The sequence below is a fragment of the Brevibacterium sp. FAM 24630 genome (genome assembly GCF_049804075.1).
GTDB lineage: Bacteria > Actinomycetota > Actinomycetes > Actinomycetales > Brevibacteriaceae > Brevibacterium.
Genome location: NZ_JBNBZD010000011.1, coordinates 20,764 through 42,830 on the forward strand (window position 1 = coordinate 20,764; position 22,067 = coordinate 42,830).

Genomic DNA, 22,067 nt, shown 5'->3' on the forward strand with positions numbered 1-22,067 from the left:
CTTCGGACCCTCACGGATAGTCTGGGCTCAGCGACAATCCCACAACGAAGGAGCAGGTTATGAAACTCAGCACAGCACTTCTGCGCGCGGTTCCCGGCGCTTTCATCCTCAACTCGGGCATCGGCAAGCTCGGCATGGATGAAGAAACCGCCGCGGGCCTCCAGCAGATGGCCGCCAACGGTGTGCCGATGGTCGAGAACCTCACCGCGTCCCAGTTCGGGAAGTTCCTCAGCTACGGCGAGGTCGCGGTCGGATCCGCTCTGCTGCTTCCCTTCGTGCCCACCCGCATCGCCGGTGCTGCGCTGACGACCTTCGCCGCCGGCCTGGTCGCGAACTATTTCTCCATCGACTCGATGACCGAGGACGACGGAATCCGCCCCTCCGAGGACGGCATCCCCGTGGCCAAGGACACCTGGCTGGCCGCGATCGGACTGGCTCTCCTGATCTCCGGCGGCAAGAAGAAGTGACGGTCGGGCGGAATCGGGATCGATTCCGCCCCCGTGGCGGCCCTCTGGCCCGGCGGCTCTTCCTCGTCCAACTCGTCCTCATCATCCTCGTCTGCACCGCCCTGTCGGTGACCAGCTATGTGACGACCATGGGCAATATCCGCCAGGCCACCGCCGAACGGGTGCTCAGCATCGCCGAGACCCTCGCACACGACCCGTTCGTGAACACGGCGGTGACCGGCGACGATCCTTCGGCACAACTGCAGCCCTACGCACTGACCGTGATCGACACCGCCGAGGTCGACTTCATCACGATCATGGATCGCGACGGCACCCGTTACACCCACCCGGACCCTGCTCAGCTGGGCAGGCACTACCTCGGATCCACCGACCGGGCCCGGGCCGGTCACAGCCAGACCGAGGAGTACGTGGGCACGCTCGGCGCCTCGGTGCGAGCGATCGTGCCCATCGAGGACGCCGACGGCGAGGTCACCGCAATGGTCGCCGTCGGCGTGACCCTTGAGACCCTGTCCGTGGCGCAGGCGGCGTCGCTGCCGCAGATCATCATCGTCGCGCTCGCCGCGATCGCTCTCGGCGGACTCGGCTCCTGGCTGCTCAGCCGCTATCTGCGCGACGTGACGCTCGGCTACGGTCCCGAGGAGCTCAGGCGGCTCTTCGCGTTCTACGATTCGGCCCTGCATTCGCTGCGTGAGGGGCTCATCCTCGCCGATGACTCCGGTCGCCTCGTCCTCTACAACGACGAGGCCGCCGCCCTGCTCGGCCTGCCCGAGCCGGATGAGTCCACCCCCATCGCCCTCGCCGAGGTGGCCCTGCCCGAATCCGTGCGCGACCTGCTGTCGAGCGGTCGAGTCGCCGTCGACGAAATCCACCTGACCGAGGACCGAGTCCTCGTCATCAGCCAGAAGACGGCGAGCCAGCCGCGCAGCAGCGGCACCTCCCAGGCTGCGCGCGGTCGCGGCAGACGCAGGGGGCACAGCAGACGCAGGGGAAGCAGCGGCCGCGGGGCCGGGCGCGGCGGCACGGTGGCGACCCTGCGCGATCGCACCGACATCCAGGAGCTCACCGGGGAGCTGGCGACGATGACGACCCTGTCCGAGGCGCTGCGGGCGCAGACGCACGAACACGCGAACCGGTTGCACACCGTCTCGACTCTCATCGAACTCGGCCGCGCCCAGGAAGCACTCGACTTCGCGGTCAAGGACGAACAGGAATCCCAACGACTCACCGACTCCTTCGTCGGGGCGCTCGACGAACCCTTCATCACCGCGCTGATGATCGGCAAGGCCGCCCAGGCTCACGAACGCGGCATCGAACTCACCGTCACCGCCACCGGCGAACTGCCGCCCGGGCGCCTCGACGCCCGCGACCTCGTCACCGTCGCCGGCAACCTCCTCGACAACGCCTTCGACGCGGCCGCGGACTCCGAGGAGAAGCACGTGTGGGCCGACTTCGTCGCCGCCGAGGGGGAACTCATCATCACCATCGCCGACTCCGGCGACGGCGTCGCCGCGGAGGACATCGACGCGCTCTTCCACCTCGGCGCCTCGGGCAAACCCCACAGCGGGGGAGTGGGGCAGCACGGATTCGGACTCGTCCTGGTGCGGCAGGCGGTGCGCCGCCTCGGCGGGGACCTCGATGTCGAATCCGATGGCGGTGCGATCTTCACGGTTACACTCCCACTGGGGGCAGGTGCCGATGGGGAAGGAGCCGACGATGGACAGTGACGCCGTGGAGGCGGGAGCGCAGCTGCAGGTCCTCATCGTCGAGGACGATCCCACCACCGCCGAGGCGCACGCCGACTTCGTGCGCCGCATCCCCGGTTTCGCCGTCGCCGGCATCAGCTTGAGCGGCCGGGATGCGCTCACGACATTCGATGACCTCGCCGAGGCGGGCCGTGCCGTCGACATCGTGCTGCTCGACATGAACCTCACGGACTCGCACGGACTCGAGATCGCCGGGCGGTTGAACTCCCGCGGCCGCGATGTCGACATCATCGCGATCACCGCGGTGCGGCATCTGCAGGTGATCCGCTCGGCGATCGCAACGGGCATCACACAGTACCTCATCAAACCCTTCAGCTTCGCCGCGTTCAGGGAGAAGCTGGAGAACGCACGGGAGTTCCGCCGCGGGCTCACGGGGTCGGGGTCATTGGCGACTCAGGCCTCGGTCGACAATGCGCTGTCGGCTCTGCGTTCGGTCTCGGCCACACGCCTGCCCAAGGGGCTGATCGCCGAAACCCTCGACACGGTCTCGGCCGAAGTGCGCAAGTCCGCGGTTCCCGTCTCGGCCACCGAGGTCGGACAAGCGCTCGATCTCTCACGCGTGACCGTCCGCCGCTACCTCGAACATCTCGTCGCGACGAAGCAGGCGATCAAGCAGCCCCGCCACGGAACACCGGGCCGACCGGAGTACGAATACCGGTGGCTGTGAGCGAATGATCAGGTTCGCCGAGGCGGCAGAGCCGGAAAATCTGTCATACTCTGAGTGCGCACGTCCCCTGCCCATCCCCGCAGCTCCCCGGCTGCATGCCTCGGCTCTGGCCGAGATGAGAGAAGAGATCCCCATCTGTGAAAGCTGAACCCGCGAAACGACCCGAGAACCCGGAAGCGCCGGCCTCAAGGCGGCCCTCGGCGTTCGAGGCGCAATTCGGTCCCCGCGCCGCCTCGGCGGCGGAATTCGCTGCAGCCATCGAGTTCGGCGAGTCCCTGACCGACGCCGAAGTCGACCGTCTGCGCCACTCGACCGGTGGTCGGACCCGGATCGCCGGTGCGATTCTCAGAGGCCGCAGCGATGCCGGTCTCCCGGCAGCCGACGCCGACCCGGACCGCACCTTCGCCATGCTCGGTCCCGAGTTCACACCCACCCCGGCCGGGCCGTCGCGCGAATCCGGGGCCCTGTATCTGCTCGCCCTGTTCTCATGGGCCCCGCAGATCACGACGAGCATGATCGACCTGGTCCATTCGGCCTTCGCCTCCGCCGAGGTGGAAACGACGGCTGCCCCCGCGGACCTCACGTCACTGCTGACCGCAGAGGGCCTGCTCATCGTGTCCACCGGCACCGATGAGGTGTTCGCCGTCCCCGCTGTCATCCGCGCCCTCATGCGCCGAGTCACCGAAGTCGATGCGGATCTGGCTGCGAAGAGCCCCCGACAGGCCCTCAGCGCGGCCGTGGCCGATGCGGTCGGACGGCAGCGTTCGGAGAGTCGGGCCGGACTCGGCGAAATCCTCGACCTCGTCGTCGAGACCAGAGACTGGCGTGCCCTCGAACGAGGGTGGACGCGGCGTTCGATCAACGTCTTCGTCGACGTACCCGGCGCCATCGAGGCCCTCCTCGGCGTCCCCGAAGACGTGCTGGCCGGCAACCCCATCCTCACCCTGGCCCGCAGCGCGGCACGCCGCATCGACTCGACCCGTCTGCGGCTCGGCACCGATGACATGGCCCAGCTGCTGGCCGCGACCGACTTCGACAGCATCGTGCTGCCCGAAATGGCCGGTCGGCTGTCCGCCGATCCTGCCGATGCGCTCACCGCGGACGAAGTGAGTGTGCTGACGATGCTCGAAGCGCGCTCGCATCGGCTCGCCCGCGAGAGCGAGACGGCCTTGGACGTGATCGACCGAGGGCGGCAGCGCCTGCGCCGGATCGCTGCGCAGGCACCCGGGCCGACGCTCATGCTGCAGGCCGAACTCGACCTCGAGCACGGACGGAACCTGGTCGCAGTCGGGCGTTTTCCCGAAGCGATGAGGGTGCTCGAGCAGGTCGTCCGGTTCGCCGAGATCTACACACCGAACTCACCGCACCCCCTGCTCTCCGGACTGGTGGTCACGGCTCTGGCCGGAATGGGCCACGGTCACGGGGCGAACATGGATCGCAGCCTCGCGCAGGCGCGGGTCAACGCTCGTCGGTTCGGGATGGATTCGCTTCCCGACGAACACACCGCCCTCTGCGTCGAGATGATGCGCAGCCTCGACCGGATCGACGTCGACGCTGCCGTGCGTTGCATACCCGCGCTCGAGGCGGCACGGCCGACCCAGTATCTCGGTCCGGTCCCCGACCTCGTCCACAGCCTGAGCTATGTGTACCTGGACCACGCCTCGATTGCAGTGAAGCTGTTGGCGGAGAGTGAGGAGATCGGGTTCTCGCCGCAGGCGGAAGTTTCCAATGCACGCTTCTCAGGCATGGCCAACATCGTCGGTCTCGTGTTGGTGGCCGCGGGGGAGACGAAGCGTCTGCAGGATCTCAGCGATCACATGGGCCCGCAGAGTCCCGGATACTCGATCGTCAGGGCGCGCCAGGCTCTGGCCTTCGGTCAGCACGACCGGCTGTGGACCGCCACAGGGCAAATACTGGACGGGGATCAGGGACCCAGAATCAAGAGCTGTGCGATGGCTCTGCGTGTGGAGATGCTCCACCACGAAGGCCGCGCGGCCGAAGCCTTCGAGGCCTTCGGCCACGTGCTCGACTACTGTACGATCACCTCTTCGGCGCTCGCTATCGCCCAACTGTCGAAGGCCGCCCGAGAGTCGCTCATCGCAGAATCGGCCGATTGTGCGAGATGGTGTGCCCTGGCCAGATCCCTCGGTGCCGAGGAGGTGACGGCGGCCGAACTGCAGAGACGGTTGCGTGAACTTCCCGAGACGGTGCCCGTGCCGCCTGACTTCCAGACCGACCTCACCTCGGCCGAGATGTCGCTGCTCTTCGCCATCGACTCCCCGAAGTCCGTGGCACAGATCGCCAGGGACTTCGGAGTCGTGCCCGGAACACTGAAGAACCGGCTGTCGGCGTTGTGCCGGAAGCTCGGGGTGCGCAGCCGGGCCGAGGCTGTTGCTTACGCTCACCGGAACCAGCGGGGGTAGGGCTCCTCAGAGAAGGCTCAGTGACAGTGTTTCCACCAGCCGAAGTAGTGGCAGTGGGATCCCCCGTCACCGTCTTCGCCCACGGTATCCGAGGCGTCGGAAGAACCTGTGTCGGCGGAATCGTCCGAGTCGGACGGGGTGCCTGCGTCGGTGGATTCGTTCGAGTCGCTGGAACCATCCGAGCCGGCAGGGGTCTCTGCGTCTGAGTCCGTGGAGTCCGGTCCGGGATCACCCGCAGTCGTCGGTTCCTCGGTCGGTGCGGGGTCGGCAGCATCGGTGATCGGCGGGGGCGAGGACTCATCCGCCTCCTCGGTGGGCTTCTGCTCTTCGCCTTCCTCTGCCGGCTCATCCCGATCGCCCGGAGCCTCTGCCGGCTCATCGTCCGGAGCCTCCGCACGTTTATCGCTCGGAGTCCCTGCCGGCTCATCGCTCGGTGCAGATGGCTGGTTCTCCGCTTCAGGGACCGGCGTTTGAGCGTCTTCCTGCGGGTCCGGAGAATGCCCATCGTGTGCGTCCGGCGCCGCTGCCTGCGGCGAAGAGGTCGGAGGAGAAATCGGTAGTGGTGCGGGCGCGGGTGTCGAAGAAGCTTCCGCCGCAGCGGCAGGACGAGGGGCGGAATCGTTCTGCAGATCCACCAGAGTGACGGTGCCGGCGGCGATGGCAGCGGTGGCAGCGATGCTTGCGAGAGCGACTTTGAGTGTCGACACTCCGGCTGCGATCCCCGCACCGCCGCCCCCGGAGCTTCCCGCACCTGCGGCGCCCACGCCGCTCTTCGAACCTCCGATGAGTGCGCTCGAGTGCGGCTCAGAAGCGCCCGCCCCCGCCTGAGCCCCGGATTCGGCCTTCAACGCGCTCGTTCCCACCAGGACCAGTGCTCCTTCGGGGAAATGTCCGATCTCGATGAGCGCAGCGGCGAGTACGGCAGGCGTGATCCATGCCTGGAACGTCGTGTTGAGGCTGCGGAGTCTGAAGGACTGTCGACGGCAGTGACTGCACTGACTGAGATGAGCCTGGACCGCCTCGGCGCGTTTCGGGCTCAGCTGATGGCGCACGAAGCGCGCGAGCTCGGCGGAGAACTCCGCACATTCCGGTGGACTCGGCTCGACGTGCTGCTGCAGGTATGCGGCGCGAAGCCCCTCTCGGGCGCGCCGAAGAAGCGAGCTGAAGGAGTTCGGGGACAAGTCCATCGATGCGGCGGCATCGGCGGTCGGTACGCCGTCGATGTCGATCAGTGTGAGCGCGCTCTGCCACGCATCGGGGAGCCCTCTGAACGCACGGCCGAGCTGGTCTCGCTCAGCCACCTCGGCGGCGTGGTCGCTCGGTTCGGGGCCGGCGAGGAACGTCAGCACCTCGGGTTCAACGGTCGTGGTGGCACGGGTCGTCGCTGAGCGCCGGTACGACTCAGACCGCACAGCGGCCATGAGGTAGGGCTTGAACGACTCTTCGGGACCCGCACCCCGTCCCCAGGCGCGCCAGATCTTGGCAAAGGCTTCGGCGACGGCATCCTCGGCTCGACCGCGTTCTCTGTTGAGGCGCAGTGCGAAGTGCAGTGCGGGCAGTCGATGCCGGGCATAGAGCTCACCGAAGGCCGCCCGTCCTGCTGAGGAATCGGGCCGATGGTGACGGATGCGGGCACAGAGTTCGGCGTCAGTGAGTGTGCTGCTCGAGTGCGCAAACCCGGCTGAGGACGGGGAACCGTCGGCCTGAGACGACAACGCCTCGGTCATCGGCCCGGTGCCTCAAAGCAGCGGTACGGACGTCGTTTTCGAGTATTCATATCGGGGACCTCGACTGTGATTCGGGGAACAGTTCCGGGGTATTTCGGGGGAATGCTGAAACTGTACAGCAGGAATTCTCGGCTTCCCAAACACTGGCGCCTCGGCGGGTGGCGGCGAGGTTTCGGACCTGTGCGGCGGAGAAAAAACTTTTCTCGACTCGCGAACGAATGCGGCCGCTCACGGGTCTCAGTCTATGGAGAGGTCAAGACCCAAGGCCGCTCCATGCCCGAGCCGGCGGTTGTACAACAGCCGATTCGGGTCCCCTCCGAGTCCCGGACTCACCGAGGCGGCCCTGCGGAACCACGTGGCTGCAGGGCCGCCTCACACCATTGCCAGTGCATCCCCTCGCCTGTCGTTCGCAGAACGCCGAGGCGGCGGGACCGTTCCGAAGGAGCAACTCCTTGTCCCTGAAACGACATCCCCTCACGAAGCACGGAGCCGCGATCCTCGCGTCGTCCGTTCTCGCTTCGTTCGCATTCATCGGCGCGGCCGTCTCGCCCGCGCAGGCAGCCCCCGAACCACAACCGAACCCCTCATTGGCAGACAAGTGCGGTCTCGACATCGGGGTCGTCCTCGACCTGTCGAATTCCCTGTCCGATCGTGATGTCGATGATTCGAAGGCGGCGGCCAAGGCTGTCACCGAGGGCCTGGCCGGAACTCCGAGCAGAGTGTCCGTCAACACCTTCGCGACCTTCGGACCCGATGGCACCAATGACCCGATCGCCAGCACTTCTGTTGCAACCTCTGACTCCGTCGGCGAGCTCAACGACCGGATCGATGCACTCCGGCGAGTCCCGCAGGACGCGGGAGGCACGAACTGGGACCGGGGGCTCGGACAGCTCGACGGAACAAGCCATGATCTGGTGCTGTTCGTCACCGACGGCAAACCCACGGCCTACGGTGTGCCGGGATCCGAGAGGGGCAACACCGACCGCGGTACGCGAACCGACCAGATCGACATCGACAAAGCCATCGAATCGGCGAACGCGCTGAAATCCGAGGGAACCAAGGTCGTCGGCCTCGGGGTGGGCAGCGAGATCAATGAGGACAACATCAAGTTGGTCTCCGGCCAAACAGCAGGCGACGACTACTACGTGATCTCCGATTACTCCGCACTGACCAAACAGCTGCGCGAGATCGCCACGAAGAGCTGCCGCGGCACACTCAATGTCACGAAGCTCATCGATCCCGCAGTCGGCGACCACGGAGAGACGAAGAAGCATCCCGGCGAAGGCTGGGCGATCTCGTCTCCGGATGCGGTGGACGGAGCCGAGAAGACCACGAACGCCGACGGTACGGTGAGCTTCAAGCTGAAGACTCCTGCCGACGGAGTGCAGGCCACCGAAAAGCAGCAGGAAGGCTACCGGCTGCAACAGCAGTCCGGTGCGAACGCGTTCTGCACCGCAGACGGACGTGAAGTCGACACGAAGAACATCGCGGATGGATTTCAGCTGACCGAAACTGTCGGCACGGACGCGATCGTCACCTGCCAGATCATCAATGAGCAGATTCCCGGGGTGCTGAGCTGGAAGAAGGTCGATGAGGACGGCAAAGCGCTTGCCGGAGCTGAGTTCACTCTCACGGGTCCGAACGGCAAAGACTTCGTCGTAACCGACAACGGCGACCTCGACGCCGACGAGGCTGCCGGACAGTTCGAAGTGTCGGACCTGGCCTGGGGCGACTACACCATCAAGGAGACCAGCGCTCCCGAGGGCTATGCACTCTCGGATGAGACGCAGACGGTGACGATCAGTGGCGAGAAGCGGGACGTGACGTTCTCCGACATCGTCAACACGAAGAACACCGGTGCCGATGCCGATCCGGACGGCGATGCCTCCGCAGATCCAGATGCAGAAGCGTCGACCGACCCGAACGGTGACGATGAGGCATCGCAAGAGTCTGACGCTGACACCGCGGCTGACCCTGATGCGGACACCGCGGCTGACCCTGATGCGCACACCGCGGCCGACCCGGATGCCGACACCGCGGCCGACCCGGATGCCGACGCCGCGAGCGACCCGGAGGCTGGTTCGGACGCGGATACCGCGAGCGATCCGGATGCGAAAGCATCGACTGATCCTGACGCTGATACCGCGGCCGATCCGGACGGGAATGTCTCGACTGACCCGGATGCGAAGGCATCGACTGACCCAGCGGCGGACACTGCGGCCGATCCTGACGCCGACACGTCGACCAATCCTGAGGGGAAAGCGTCGACTGACCCGGCGGGGGAGGCCTCAACCGATCCCGAGGGGCGTGAAGATGTCTCGACGAATCCCGCCGCGGACAGTAACGCGTCGAGCGCATCGGACGGTGGCACCACCTCGGCCGATGGGTCTGCGAGTGACAGTAACGCAAACGGTCACGGCAATGGCAATGATCATCTGCCGCGGACAGGTGCTGCCGGGGTTGTGACGTTCGGCCTCCTCGGCGTGCTTCTCATCGGGGGCGGAATCGCTGCTGTCCTCGTCTCGAGGCGACGGAAGACCACCCCGATGTGATGAAGTCTCGAACCTGAGATGAGAACGGGGGCGGAGCCGAACTGATATCGGCTCCGCCCCTGTGCACTCGGGGACCGTTGTCGGCGGCCCCGGTCGACGTTCGGTCCGGTGAGACTTTCAGCAACTCAGTCTGGTTGCGGTGTCCTACTCGGGGACAGGAATGACGCCAATCTGCTCAGGGTCTCCGCCTCCAGCGAGTAGTACGACCAGATTCCGCGCTTCTCGCGACGCAGGACTCCCGCGTCGACGAGGATCTTCAGGTGGTGGGACACCGTGGGCTGACCGAGACCGACAGGGTCGATGAGGTCGCACAGGCAGGCCTCCTGATCGTCGTGCGCGGCGACAAGGGACACCAGCTGGAGCCGGGTCGGGTCGGACACGGCTTTGAGTGTGCGGGCGAAGTCCTGGGCGTCGTCGCGGCTCAGAGGCGCAACGGTCAGCGACGGGCAGCAGGTGTCCGAAGCGATGTCTGGGTCGGGGTGTACAAGGCTCACACCACCATTATGCCTACATATTGACAGTTGTCGATGCGTTGTGTTTCGATCGTATCGATGAACTTCAATGTGTCTGCGGTGAGTCCCGCCGCCCGACCGACTCTTTCCCAGGGAGAGCGATGACCTCCACGACGACCGCGCATACAGCCTCGCCGGTGGCTGCGAAGCTTTCGACTCTTGATCGATTCCTGCCGGTTTGGATCCTCGTGGCCATGGGTGTCGGCCTCCTCCTCGGCAGGATCATTCCCGGTCTCGGGGCCGCACTGGACTCCGTTAGAATCGCTGATGTGTCTCTGCCGATCGCGGTGGGCCTGCTCGTCATGATGTATCCGGTCCTGGCTAAGGTCCGCTTCGACGAGACAGGGCACGTGCTCGCCGACAAGAGGCTCATGGTCACCTCGCTGATCATCAACTGGTTGGCCGCGCCCGCGTTCATGTTCGTCCTCGCATGGCTTTTCCTGCCCGACCTCCCCGAGTACCGCACAGGGCTGATCATCGTCGGTCTTGCTCGATGCATCGCCATGGTCTTCATCTGGAACGATCTCGCCTGCGGTGACAGAGAAGCCGCCGCGGTGCTTGTGGCGATCAACTCAGTGTTCCAGGTGCTGGCCTTCGGACTCCTCGGTTGGTTCTACCTGCAGTGGCTGCCCGAGCTTCTGGGTCTGCCGACGACCAGCAGCGAGTTCTCGTTCTGGGCAATCACTCTCAGCGTCCTCGTCTTCCTCGGCGTCCCTCTCGTTGCAGGATTCCTCACCCGCACGTTCGGGGAGAAGGTCAAGGGGCGGTCCTGGTATGAAGAGCGCTTCCTCCCCAAGCTCGGCCCGTGGGCGCTCTACGGTCTGCTCTTCACGATCGTCGTGCTCTTCGCGCTCCAGGGTGACGAGATCACCACTCACCCGAAGAACGTTGCTCGCATCGCCTTGCCGCTGCTCGTCTATTTCGTCAGCGTCTTCGCCATCGGGATGGTCGTCGGCCGTGTGCTGAGGCTCGGATACGAGAAGACAACGACCTTGGCGTTCACTGCGGCAGGCAACAACTTCGAACTGGCCATCGCCGTTGCGATCGGCACCTACGGCGTGACTTCCGGGCAAGCGCTGGCGGGCGTGGTCGGACCGCTGATCGAGGTGCCCATCCTCGTCGGTCTCGTCTATGTGGCGCTCTGGGCTCGTCCGCGATTCTTTCCATCCACCGCTGAACGACGAGCGATCTGAGCATGAGTCCAACACCGTCGAGGAAACCACGCGTGCTGTTCGTCTGTGTGCACAACGCGGGCAGATCGCAGATGGCGGCAGGTTTCCTCCACCACGCGGCCGGTGACCTCGTTGAGATCCGGTCCGCCGGCAGCGAACCGGCAGATTGCCTCAACTCCACTGCAGTTGCGGCGATGACCGAAGTCGGCATCGACATCACGGACAACCGACCCGCGCTTCTTGCCGCTGAAGACGTTCGCGCGTCCGATGTGGTCATCACCATGGGGTGTGGGGATGCCTGCCCTGTCTTCCCCGGCACGAGGTACGAAGACTGGGCGCTCGACGACCCCGCCGGGCAAAGTCTCGACGCAGTCAGGAGAATCCGCGACGAGATATGCTCTCGCGTTGAGACTCTCGTGACCGAGCTTGCTCCCGAGGCCGAGATCGCTCCTGAGTCCGTGCTTGCTCCCGTGTCCGAACCTGCCGGCCCTGTCTCGGATGGCCACCGAAACACATCGACATCAAACGCCGAGGAGGCGCCTCATGCCTGAAACCACTCGCGATGAACTGCCGGTAGCCGTCATCGGCGCCGGCCCTGTCGGGCTGGCTGCCGCCGCGCACTTGGTCACGCGAGGTCTTCGGCCGCTGGTGTTCGAATCGGGCCCTGCTCCAGCTTCGGCTGTCTCGGAGTGGGGACACATCGGGCTGTTCTCTCCGTGGAAGTACAACGTCGACCATGCGGCACGCGGTCTCCTGGAAGCCGCTGGTTGGAGCGAACCAGACGGAGACTATCTGCCTACCGGTGAAGAGCTGGTCACGGACTATCTCAAACCGTTGGCCGAGACTCCCGAGCTGCGCAAGACCATCCATTTGGACTCTCGAGTCACGGCCGTGAGCCGAATCGGCAAAGACCGGACTCGAACGCCGGACTGAGATGAGACGCCTTTCCTCATCCGCACTGAGAAATCGGATGGGACGGTGTCCGAACACTACGCGCGTGCGGTCATCGATGCTTCCGGTACCTGGCAGACACCGAACCCGATCGGGCGGGCCGGTCTGCCTGCCTTCGGTGAAGATCGGGCTCGCCGGGAAGGGGCCGTCACCTCAGCTCTGCCAGACGTGCTCAACCGCGACCGTGCGTGGTTCGCCGGCAAACATACAGTGGTTGTCGGTGGAGGCCATTCGGCAGCAAATACGCTGCTGGCCCTGGCCGAACTTCGCGAACGCGAACCGGATACTCGCATCAGCTGGGCGATCAGGGGCGCAGACCCAGCCAGTGTCTACGGCGGAGAGGACAAGGACGGTCTGCCTGCTCGCGGAGCTCTCGGCTCACGGCTGCGGCGCCTCGTCGAGACCGGAGTGATCGACGTGCATACGTCGATGACGATCACGGAACTCCGCGGTGATGATGGTGTCACGACCGCGGACCTCAGCAGTGATGACGGCCTCACGATCATAGCCGCGACGGACGAAGGCCCCGTGAAGCTCCATGCCGATCGGGTCGTCCCGGCCACAGGCTTCCGGCCCGACTTCGGGTTCCTTCGAGAAATCCGACTCGACCTTGACCCCGTCGTCGAAGCGCCACAGGAGCTCGGCCCGCTCATCGACCCGGAGTTCCACAGCTGTGGGACCGTCCCACCCCACGGTGCTCGAATGCTCTCCCACCCGGAGAAGGACTTCTACATTGCGGGAATGAAATCCTACGGTCGAGCTCCGACCTTCCTGATGTTCACCGGGTACGAGCAGATTCGCTCCATCGTCGCCGCGATCGCGGGGGACCAAGAGGCTGCCGACCGAATCGAGCTCGTTCTGCCCGAAACGGGCGTGTGTTCAGCCGATGTCGGTTCCTCGTGCGACAGTCCGTCGGAAGAGGAGGGTGTCGAATCGGCCGGATGTTGCGGACAGGCCGAGCCTGTCGTGATCGGAATCCCTACAGGACTGAGGCACGGTCGTTCGGGAGAAAGCGAAGCGAAATAGAGGTCTCGCCGACAGTTGAAGGCCCCGGATCAGCTCATAAGCATAGACGCCCCGCCGGCCGGCTGCGCAACGACCGTGTTGACTTTTCGGCGCCTCAGCACCCGGCACCCCAGCGCCTCAGCACCCGGTACTTCGGCACCCCAGCGCCTCGGCACCCGGTGCTTCAGCCTCAGCGGTAGGTTGCGTCCTGCGGAGCCTGGTGGCCGTGGTCGTTGAAGGAGATGAGGCTGGTGCCGCCGCGGCCGGTGATGATCTTCGTGATGCCGGTGTTGATGGTCACCCGGTTGAACGCCATCCACTGGTCGAAGCCGGCACCGAGCAGTCGAGCGGCCGTCCACGCGATGGCGCCGGCACTGGAGACGACGACCGTCGACTCGCCCGAACCCATTGCGGCGACAGCATCGTCGAGGGCCCGATCGACTCGTGAGGTGAACTGAGTGTAAGTCTCCGAATAGTCCTCGTCATGCTCACCGGAGGCCCAGCGGGCACAGCCGCGTTCGAGTTCAGCTTGAAAGACTTTTGAGTCGTATTTCGCCCGCGGGTCGGTCTCGGGCAGAACCCCGGTGATCTCCCACGCACTGTATTCATTCCAGCCGGCATCGACACGGGTATCGATCGTCATGCCCAGTCCCTCGAGAAGCCCTTCGGCCGTCTGCCGCTGCCGCAGCATCTCACCGTGGATGAGCCTGTCGGGAGCTACACCTTGAGCCGCGAGGAACCGGCCGGTGACGCGGCTCTGCTCCTTGCCGAGATCGGACAGCCGATCGTAGTCGTCGGTACCGAACGAGGCCTGTCCGTGTCGGACCAGATAGAGCACACTCATCTTCACTCCTGCTTCATAAGGCAACACATCGAAACGTTTTCGGGGATGCTGATACTTCTCAACATATCCGCTGGCGGGAGTTCTTCTAGCCCAATCTCAAATTTGTGGTGCCTCCGCGAAGAAGATGCGCCAGATATTTCAGCGGTGCTTCGTCCCCGACCGCGCGTGCGCAGCTAGGCGAATGGGCCGGGCCAGGCGAATGGACCGGGTTAGGCGAGCAAACACGGCCAGACGAGCGGACAGGGCCAGACGAGCGGGCACAGTCAGACGAGCGGACACGGTCAGAACGGTGGGGGATCGGCCTCGAGGTCGTGGTCCCAGTTGACCTTCGTGGGGACATAGCGGTGGTCCCACGGGTCGTTCGCCCCGGAGACTTTGGATTTCGTCGTGCGCTTGGGCCGTGAGGCGACGGCGGTGGGGTCACTGGGCTCATGGGACCCGTTGGTATCACTGGGTCCGTTGGGGGCACTAGGTTTGTTGGTGTCATCGGGTTTGTTGGGGTCGAAGTCGACATCCTCGTCGTCGATTCCTGAAAGACGGCGGCATTTGATGATTCGGGCATACCGGGCATTCCCGGTCAGCTGCTTCCTCGCCGCAGGGTCGGAACCGGCGGGGAGGCAAGGTTGGAAGACAGCACTCTCCCAGTTGAGGCAACGTTCGAGCATCAGCCGCCGCCGTGCAGCCTGACCGTTTTTGTAGGCCCGTGTCAGACGTTGCTGCCGTGCCTCTCGCTCCTCTTTGAGACGCTTCGCCTCGTCGCGCTGGCGAATCGTCGACTCTCCTGGCATGAGTTCGAGCACCTGTGGTGCGGGCGGAACCATGCTCTTGGGCAGACTCCACCGCCTGAGGCGGACCTGTGCCAAGGCTTCGAGTTCGAGAGCTTGGGCAATGTTGATCGGCTGGTCGGGAGCAGTCACCTTGGCCGAGACTCCGTGCCGGAACTTGTAGTCGACCTCTCCGGATTTGGGCATAGTCACGCCGTAGCGACCGGCGGTCTTCAACGCATGGTGCTTCTTGCACAGAGGATGAAGGTTGCCGAACCGAGTGAGCCCTCCCTTGCTGGGATTGAGGTGGAAGAACGGGATGACGTGGTCGATCTCCGCCTTCTCGGCCCGGCGCGAGCAACCAGGGACGGTGCAGACCGTCCATTGTTCGACCAGCGTCCTGCGCAGGTCGTTGGGAACCTGGTAGCTCGTTGCCTTTGCATCGAGCGGGGTGCCGGTGGCGGGGTCAGTGAGGATCCGTTGGATGGACTTCGACCGTCCAGCGATCATGCGTGCCACCTCGGCGGGCATGGGTGAGCCATCAGCGAAGGTGCCGGGCAGCTCCGAGTCTCCGGTCAGTGAGAGGAACGGTACGGTCGCGACCGTGGCGGCCTGACTGGCCAGCCACTGTTGGTTGGTGGGCATGCGCACCTTCACCCAGTACTCGGCCGGGCCGAGCTCGTTGACGCTGTCGCTGTCGCCGTTGCTGCCGCGGGTGGGGCTGGCGACGCTGTCACTGTCACTGTCACTGTCGCTGTCGCCGCTGCCGCTGCTGTTTCGCGTGGGTGCGGCGGCGCGGAACGCGGATCCGGTGGCACGGTCGGACGGGGAAGCATCGTCGTCCGCAGCCTCATCGGCTACGGACTTGGCGAAGTCGGCGAGGCCGTCCTCGGTGTCGATGCCGGGAATCATCTCGCCATCGGCGTCGAGCAGAGAAGCCTCTTTGGTCACCTGAAAACCGGTGACCGGGTCGATGGACACGACCTTGACGCTCAGCTCAGGTACGGGGCGGACGAACAGGTCGTACTGGAGCTGGTCGATGGACCGCTCATCGCTGATCGCCATGCCGACGGGCAGATTGAGAGCTGACCTGTTCTTCCCGTGGATGGTCAGAGCCATGGCCTGGATGCGGTTGTAGCAGGCGAAGATCTCAGCCGAAGGGCCGTTGACGGTGAGGCAGGCCGAGCCGTCTTTGAACCCCTCGACGTCGACGCGGCGTCGCTTCGCCGCAATCTCGGTCATGGCGACGGGAGGAACGAGCAGGCTGATCATCTTCGCCAGGGCCCGGCGGAGGGTCTCGCAGGTGATGTCCGCGCGCTTGGTGGCGAGGTACTCGTCGAGCTTGGGAAGGAATTCGAAGGAGACCGTCACGCACAGCTGGGTGACCACCTCGACGTGTGCTTGGGTGAATTCGCCTTTGCGGACGCGGTCAGCGAATCGGGGAAGACCGTAGAAGATCGTCATCGCACCCGACAGCTGACGGTACGTGCGCGCACTGTTCGTACCGAGGACCGTCGAGATCTCGACGAGGTCCTCCGACAGCACGTTGTCGTAGACCCACTGCGCGAACCACGCCTTGGGGTCGAACTCGGGGAAGTCGGGCAGCTCCTCCTCTGCGGCCTTCTCGGCAGCTTTCCGCTGGGAGCGGGCGAACTCGGCGTCATAGAGCTCGACTTCAGCCTTGGTGCAGGCGGCTGTTTTCCTGAGAGCGTCCCGTTGACGGCGACCCGCCACATCGCCTTCGGTCTGCGTCTCATGACGGCGACGTTCCAAGGTTCCGGCGATCGTTGCGCATCGGAACGGCTCCGAACCTTCGGGCACGGCGAACTCCAAGTTGAGAAGGACCTGCTCGAGCACCGTTGCCGAAGCCGATTCGAGGACTTCGAAACGGGCGCGATCGGAGGCCACGGCCGCCTCGGCGAAGTGGGACATGTTCGATTCGAACCGGATGGCATAACGCGGCGAGGAGCCGGATGCCGCTGCCTCGTCAGTGCTCGACGGAGCCGAGCCTGTGGTGCCCTTCATTGCGATTTCACCTGCCTCAGACCTCATTGTCGGAGAAGTGGAGCTGAATTGAAAAGCTGTTATTACTATGATAAACGATCAAACAACTGTTCACAATAGAAAAGTGAGAAATTGTTCGAATGTTTCTCGATTCCCAATGGCCAGTGATTCCGTTGTCCGATCATTTTCGCATCCGGCACTGACATGACATTGAAGCTGTGATCGACGCAGCCGCAGTCTCTGCCAGCCGTCCGCCCGGCCCGCTCGGCACCGCCGCCATCGCCCCCGGACCTCGGCCTAAAGGTCTAGAGAACATGCCACCGAAACGGAGGGCAACCTCGGTGAGGGGAGGGATTTCAGGTGAAATGGGTCACCTCATCGGTTATGCTGATCGGGTTGCCGGATGCGACCCATGAGGTCGACACTCGCCCCCATGCGAGCCGTATCCGCACAGCGCGCACCTGCGGCGCCCTTCACCTAGGGTCTGCACCACAGGACGCGCCGACGTCACCGCACCATCCTTCACTGGTGACCAGTTCTTCGTCCGACCGCCTCGGCAAGCCCACTTCCGGCTCATCCGAACTCACCGTGGCTCAAGCGAGTCCGCACGGATTCATCTGAACTCATCCGAGTTCCGCCGACGCTGCGCCGCACTGCCCGCGGTCAGACGATCACTGCCGGCAACGACGAATACGCCCTGTCGCCGAATCAACCACGAGGATCAATCATGACGACCACCGCCGAAAACTCCACCGCTTCGGGCCAGAACGCGCCGACTCCCATCACTGATCAGGAGATCTTCGCCGCGCACGAAGGCGGCAAGCTGTCCGCCGAGCTGACCAGCCCGCTGCAGACCCAGCGCGATCTCTCGATCGCCTACACGCCGGGCGTGGCCAAGGTCTGCACCGCGATCAAGGACGAGCCGCAGCTCGCGCGCACCCACACCTGGACGGGCCGCCTCGTCGCGGTCATCTCCGACGGTTCGGCCGTGCTCGGGCTCGGTGACATCGGTCCGGCCGCCTCGCTGCCGGTGATGGAGGGCAAGTGCGCCCTGTTCAAGAGCTTCTCCGGCCTCAACGCGATCCCGATCGTGCTCGACACCAACGACACCGACGAGATCGTCGAAACCATCATCCGCATGGCCCCGACCTTCGGTGCGATCAACCTCGAGGACATCTCCGCCCCGCGCTGCTTCGAGATCGAGGACAGGGTCAAGGAAGCCCTCGACATCCCCGTCATGCACGATGACCAGCACGGCACCGCCGTCGTCGTCCTCGCCGCTCTGACGAACGCTCTGCGCGTGGTGAAGAAGTCCTTCGAGTCCGTCCGCGTGGTCGTCTCCGGCGCCGGTGCTGCCGGTGTGGCCGTGGTGAAGATCCTTGCCGACGCAGGCGTGAAAGACATCGTCGTCCTCGATTCCAAGGGAGTCGTCGATTCCGGCCGCTCCGACCTGTCCGAGACCAAGCAGTTCCTCGCCAAGTCGACGAATCCGCGCGGAATCTCCGGCGGGATCGGCGAAGCCCTCGACGGTGCCGATGCCTTCATCGGCGTCTCCGGCGGCACCATCGACGAGGCGCATCTGGAGAACATGGCCGACGACGCGATCATCTTCGCCCTGTCGAACCCCAACCCCGAGGTGGCCCCCGACGTCGCTGCCAAGTACGCCACCGTTGTGGCCACTGGGCGCAGCGACTTCCCGAACCAGATCAACAACGTCCTCGCGTTCCCCGGAATCTTCCGCGGTGCGCTCGACGCCGATGCCAATGAGATCACCGACGATATGAAGCTCGTCGCCGCTCGTGCGATCGCCGATCTCGTCGGCGATGACCTCGAGCCCGGCTACATCGTGCCCGGTGCGCTCGATTCCCGTGTCGCTCCGGCCGTCGCCGAGGCGGTCGAGAAGTCCGCGCTCGAAGCCATGGCCACCCGCTGACGTCTGGTGGTTCAACTCTGCCTGTGCGGGTTGGTGACGGGTTTTTAGAGGGGCCTGACGCCAGCCCGCACTATTTCGCGTAGATTCCTTAGTTTGCGGGAACATGAATGAAGGGAGTTCCGTGATTCTGCCAGTAGTTGTGGGTGCCAGTGCGGCAGTAGCGCTCAAGGTCGTGTTCCTGGTAGCCAGGATGTCCTGGCCAGACAACTACTTCGACAGCTCTGATAGAGCGAAGCATTGGGTGGTCGAAGCTCCTCTAAAAGTTCTTGTGTGGCGCCTGGTGCCTTTTGGTCTTGCCGCCGTATTCCTAGTTGCAGTGGCCCACGAACTAGAGACTGACGTCAGCCTTGCGCTGTGGGTGTTTTACTTTGGCCACATCGCAACCACGAATTTTCTTTCACTGTTTTCGGCATACTCCAGACATTCAGGGTTTGTTGTCCAGGGTGTTTATTTGCTTGGAATATCCATCTCCTTGGCTGTAGTCGTGGGGGCTCTGGACTGGGGGCGTCCGAATCTTGACAGTGTTGTCCCAGAGGCGAAATCGCTGGTACAAGGGTTTTGGACGGCTGTATGTGTCGCCATTCTGTTTGCTGTGTTCAAGGCTATAACTCTGAGCCGTGGTACTGGTGGCGGGCGTGCCGGTTCGTTGAGTCAGCTCAAAATTGACGATTATTATATTGGGTATTTAGCAAAATGTGCTTTCGAAAATAAGGCAGATTTGCCGTTGCTTCTTGCTATGGTTGCGCATGAGTCGAGTAATCGCCCAAAATTTCTTCGACAAATTGAATTATTTCTGTTCAAGTATTCGTTTCCTGTTTTGGTCCCGCGGACACTGGGCATTGCGCAGCAGTCGATTGAAAGAGCGGGATCTTGGCGAAATCGTTGGCGAATTCGATTGAACGAAGTTGATCGCAAGTCTCTGGAGCGAGTCAGTAGACAATATTCGGGAGTTGTTATTCCGGATGGTGAAGTGAAATTTGGAGTCTACCAAGTGAAGGCCCTCGCGAATGCTCATAACGAAGGCTCGTCAAACATCTCTGCTGTCGCGAAAATTTATGAAGACTTCTTCCTCGGCGAAAACGCCGTGATGGCGGCCATTCAAACGACTTTCGAAGATGACGTGCATGGCGTAATTGCCGAGGGGCGTAACTTTCGTGGTGATCTAGAACCAGCGGCGTCTGTTGAAGTGAATGCTCCTTGGGCGGTACGTTATGGTGACAATTGCTACGTCCAGTTCAAAGTTTCGCGTTTTGATGTGGCGGCTGTGGTCGTTAGTTCAATTTCAAGCATTAGTTCGCGACCAAGTCCTATCGCCCATACATTTGGCGCAGGTAGCCGAGAATTCGAGAATGGCCTGTTTGAAATTCCAGCCGTTGGAATGGGAATGAACTTGAGCGTCGTTGACTACGAAAACCAGCGGCGGTGGGTCGCGGCCCTGTCGTTTGATGCCGATCGAGACTATGTCACTGTCTACGAATAATGGGCCGCTGATTGCGCTCAAGTCCTTGTCTTGAAGGTTTCCCCGACCTGGGGCGGGCGCGTGCCGCGTTGGCGGTGTCAAAACGCCGGAAGCCAGAATGTTGGACTGGGTGCGGAACGCTTTTAAATCTGTTGTTGGGCGTGTGGTCGGACAAAGTGGTGCGCCGGTTAAGGGTTTTCTGAGACTGAAATGGGCGGATGAAAAGCGTTTTCATCCGCCCATTCTGAAGGAACTGATCTCCTTGGTGGGAATGCACCGTGCGCCGAGGTGGGGCCGGCTTGGTTCTACTGCTGAGGGTTCTGACCGCGTTTGCGGTTCAGCCACTGCTGAGCGGCGGCCTGGACCGGTGAGTTCGGGGGTGTGTTCGGCTGCGGAGGAACTCCACCTTGACCGTAGCCCTGTCCGGAATCCTGCCCGTAGCCTTGCCCGGCGCCTGGACCGTAGCCCTGGCCCTGAGCCGAGCCCTGGTCCGTGGACGGTCCGGAACCCTGCCCGGAATGGCCGCCGGAGTTGCCTCCTGCGCCGCCATCGTGGCTGCGCCCGGAGTCTGCTTCGGAGCTGCGGTGTGAGCGATTGTCCGAGTCGTTGCGGTTGGTCGGCGCCGGCAGGTGCGAACCGTCCTGGGCGGCGTTGGCGGTGAACAGGGCGGTCCTGATCTCCTGGCCCATCTCACCCAGGCCGCCCGGGTTCGAAGGCATGAACAGCACGTTCGACCGGCCCTCCTGTGCGACGTTCTGCATCGTGTCGAAGTACTGGGTCATCATCAGCAGCTGCTCGGCGGTGCGGTCGATGCCGACCTCCTGCAGCAGCGCGTACTGCTCGGCGATGCCGTTGGCAATCGCCTTGCGCTGAGCGGCCACACCCTCACCGTGCAGACGCATCGCCTCCGATTCGGCCTGTGCCTGAGTCACGCGCTTGATCTTGTCGGCCTCGGCCAGGGACTGCGCTGCGACCTTGTCGCGCTGGGCGGCGTTGATCGAGTTCATCGATTCGCGCACCCGCGGATCCGGGGTGATGTCCGTGACCAGAGTGCTCACGATCTTGAAGCCGTAGCGCTTCATCGACTCGGACAGACGGCGCTCGACGTTCTCAGCGATGTCGTCCTTCGACTCGAACGCGGTGTCCAGGGTCAGTCCCGACAGTGCCGAGCGGACCGTGTCGAAGACATACGAGCGGATCTGCTCCTCGGAGTTCGCCAGGCGGTAGTAGGCGTCGGCGACATTGTCCTCTTCGACGACGTACTGGACCGCGACCGGAACGGTGACGAAGACGTTGTCCTTCGTCTTCGACTCGATGTTGACCTCGAGCTGTTGGACCCGCAGCGAGATCGGCTTGCTCGTCGTTTCGATGAACGGCACCTTCGTGTTCAGTCCCGGCCTCGCGACCTTCTTGAACTTGCCGAACCGCTCGACGACGACGTTCTCCTGCGTCTTCACCGTGAAGAACATGCTTGTTCGCAGCTTCCCGAACAGCAGAATGGCGATGACGACGATGACGATGACTACGGTGATGAAAACCGCCGCTCCAGTCATGAGTGCTCCTTGCGTCGTGATTGTCGGCCGCACGGCGACCGCTGATGTCTACCACCCTAGTTGTCATCTCTGGCCACGTATATGACAAGGCACGACGTATATGACAGGGCAATGCGCAGATGACAGAGCAGGCAGCGGACTCGGCAAGGCTGCCGGCAAGGGCACCAGGTGTCGGTCTGCCGGGCGGCAAGGACACCAGGTGTCGACCTGCCGGGCGGCAAGGACACCAGGTGTCGACCTGCCGGGCGGCAAGGACACCAGGTGTCGGTCT

Annotated in this window: 13 protein-coding genes and 2 pseudogenes; 10 read left to right on the forward strand and 5 right to left on the reverse strand. The window is 63.9% G+C overall.

Translation table 11 applies throughout. From position 1 onward, the window contains the following. Positions 1-59 precede the first annotated feature (59 nt). From ACPUD7_RS09990 to ACPUD7_RS10005, 4 genes are all read left to right on the forward strand, one after another. Positions 60-467, forward strand: a complete 408-nt coding sequence (locus tag ACPUD7_RS09990) for a hypothetical protein (protein WP_135542189.1) — start codon at positions 60-62, stop codon at positions 465-467. Continuing rightward, positions 464-2,191, forward strand: a complete 1,728-nt coding sequence (locus ACPUD7_RS09995; protein WP_240690071.1) for a sensor histidine kinase — start codon at positions 464-466, stop codon at positions 2,189-2,191. Before ACPUD7_RS09990 ends, ACPUD7_RS09995 begins: the two co-directional genes overlap by 4 nt. Next, positions 2,181-2,897: a response regulator gene (locus ACPUD7_RS10000; RefSeq protein ID WP_135542187.1), complete on the forward strand. Its 717-nt coding sequence runs from the start codon at positions 2,181-2,183 to the stop codon at positions 2,895-2,897. The genes ACPUD7_RS09995 and ACPUD7_RS10000 overlap by 11 nt, the downstream gene beginning before the upstream one ends. Positions 2,898-3,034: 137 nt before the next feature. Further along, a complete protein-coding gene (locus tag ACPUD7_RS10005; protein ID WP_425119796.1) occupies positions 3,035-5,320 on the forward strand; it encodes a LuxR C-terminal-related transcriptional regulator in 2,286 nt (761 codons plus the stop codon). A 17-nt stretch (positions 5,321-5,337) separates the two neighbouring features. On the opposite strand, the gene ACPUD7_RS10010 is transcribed toward ACPUD7_RS10005, so the two are convergent. Continuing rightward, a complete protein-coding gene (locus tag ACPUD7_RS10010) occupies positions 5,338-7,047 on the reverse strand; it encodes a sigma-70 family RNA polymerase sigma factor (protein WP_425119797.1) in 1,710 nt (569 codons plus the stop codon). Positions 7,048-7,499: 452 nt separating this feature from the next. On the opposite strand from ACPUD7_RS10010, the gene ACPUD7_RS10015 reads away from it, so the two are divergent. Beyond that, a complete protein-coding gene (locus ACPUD7_RS10015) occupies positions 7,500-9,599 on the forward strand; it encodes a SpaA isopeptide-forming pilin-related protein (RefSeq protein WP_425119798.1) in 2,100 nt (699 codons plus the stop codon). 125 nt (positions 9,600-9,724) lie between these two features. Here ACPUD7_RS10015 and ACPUD7_RS10020 read toward each other — a convergent pair whose 3' ends face one another. Then, complete coding sequence (locus tag ACPUD7_RS10020; RefSeq protein ID WP_425119799.1) at positions 9,725-10,093, reverse strand: ArsR/SmtB family transcription factor; 369 nt, start codon at positions 10,091-10,093, stop codon at positions 9,725-9,727. Between the two features lie 119 nt (positions 10,094-10,212). Here ACPUD7_RS10020 and arsB point away from each other — a divergent pair, with 119 nt between their 5' ends. The 3 genes and pseudogenes from arsB (at position 10,213) to ACPUD7_RS10035 (ending at position 13,260) form a co-directional block, all read left to right on the forward strand. After that, positions 10,213-11,304, forward strand: coding sequence for an ACR3 family arsenite efflux transporter (gene arsB / locus ACPUD7_RS10025; protein ID WP_425119800.1), 1,092 nt, complete (start codon positions 10,213-10,215; stop codon positions 11,302-11,304). A 2-nt stretch (positions 11,305-11,306) separates the two neighbouring features. After that, positions 11,307-11,711 (forward strand): annotated as a pseudogene (locus ACPUD7_RS10030) (arsenate reductase ArsC); the annotation flags it as partial. 115 nt (positions 11,712-11,826) lie between these two features. Then, positions 11,827-13,260 (forward strand): annotated as a pseudogene (locus tag ACPUD7_RS10035) (FAD-dependent oxidoreductase). Between the two features lie 169 nt (positions 13,261-13,429). Here ACPUD7_RS10035 and ACPUD7_RS10040 read toward each other — a convergent pair. Both ACPUD7_RS10040 and ACPUD7_RS10045 read right to left on the reverse strand, forming a co-directional pair. Then, positions 13,430-14,083 (reverse strand): histidine phosphatase family protein, encoded by a 654-nt coding sequence (locus ACPUD7_RS10040; RefSeq protein WP_135542179.1) that lies wholly within the window; start codon positions 14,081-14,083, stop codon positions 13,430-13,432. Positions 14,084-14,364: 281 nt separating this feature from the next. Further along, on the reverse strand, positions 14,365-16,872 hold the full coding sequence (locus ACPUD7_RS10045) for an HNH endonuclease signature motif containing protein (RefSeq protein ID WP_425119801.1): 2,508 nt from the start codon (positions 16,870-16,872) through the stop codon (positions 14,365-14,367). Between the two features lie 706 nt (positions 16,873-17,578). Between ACPUD7_RS10045 and ACPUD7_RS10050 the strand changes: the two genes are divergently transcribed. Both ACPUD7_RS10050 and ACPUD7_RS10055 read left to right on the forward strand, forming a co-directional pair. Then, positions 17,579-18,784 (forward strand): NAD(P)-dependent malic enzyme, encoded by a 1,206-nt coding sequence (locus ACPUD7_RS10050; protein ID WP_425119802.1) that lies wholly within the window; start codon positions 17,579-17,581, stop codon positions 18,782-18,784. Positions 18,785-18,905: 121 nt separating this feature from the next. Next, complete coding sequence (locus ACPUD7_RS10055) at positions 18,906-20,264, forward strand: hypothetical protein (protein WP_425119803.1); 1,359 nt, start codon at positions 18,906-18,908, stop codon at positions 20,262-20,264. Between the two features lie 284 nt (positions 20,265-20,548). Here ACPUD7_RS10055 and ACPUD7_RS10060 read toward each other — a convergent pair whose 3' ends face one another. Further along, on the reverse strand, positions 20,549-21,796 hold the full coding sequence (locus ACPUD7_RS10060; RefSeq protein WP_135542318.1) for an SPFH domain-containing protein: 1,248 nt from the start codon (positions 21,794-21,796) through the stop codon (positions 20,549-20,551). Positions 21,797-22,067: the final 271 nt, after the last annotated feature.